This window comes from Phaeodactylibacter luteus, from assembly GCF_007993045.1.
Classification (GTDB): Bacteria; Bacteroidota; Bacteroidia; order Chitinophagales; family Saprospiraceae; genus Phaeodactylibacter; species Phaeodactylibacter luteus.
In genome coordinates this window covers 1-579 of record NZ_VOOR01000189.1, presented here as the reverse complement: position 1 = coordinate 579, position 579 = coordinate 1, and the positions used below count along the sequence as shown (strand labels likewise).

General features: G+C 46.8%; 1 protein-coding gene. It reads right to left on the bottom strand.

What is annotated here, in order from left to right:
• Positions 1–215 precede the first annotated feature (215 nt).
• Positions 216–579 (bottom strand): hypothetical protein (locus FRY97_RS22040; RefSeq protein WP_211356962.1); only part of this gene is annotated, 364 nt, incomplete at its 5' end.

Here is a 579-nt window from a genome sequence, read left to right as displayed (position 1 = left end):
GGGGTTGTTTGAGAAGCAAGGAGATAAGCGAAATACGATATATAACATAAAGAAAAGTTGATTTCATAAAAGGGTAAATAATACACCACTAGATATTTTGAAAAATCAATTGATATTTCCCTTTGGTGATTTTGCTTAAATATCGTTTAAACTGAGCCAAATTCAGGGCCCTTCGCTTGAGTATATCGAGCCCTTTGAGGAAGATCGATACTGCCCTATACTCGAAGCCGGAAGCCTTGTCTAGGCCCCATCGGATACCGTCCCGCCGCTCTTTTATCAGCCCCTCTCTGATAGCTAATATATACGAGCACGGCGATGGCCATCATCAAATGGCGTTTTTCTCGGCCCTGCACATTCATCGCCTCCAAGTTGACCCCATTGCTCTTCAGGTGCTTAAAGCAGAAGCAGACCTCAATCTGCCAGCGCCATTCATAGAGCCGGCTTGCCTGTGTGGGGCTGTGCAAGTTGGTAAGCAGGTAGACGAGCTCCTCCTCTGCGCCCGGGCGCGGGTTTTGCATGACAATATAATGGAGGCACATACCGTCCATCATTATCTTCTTGGAGGCCTTTTTGCCTTTG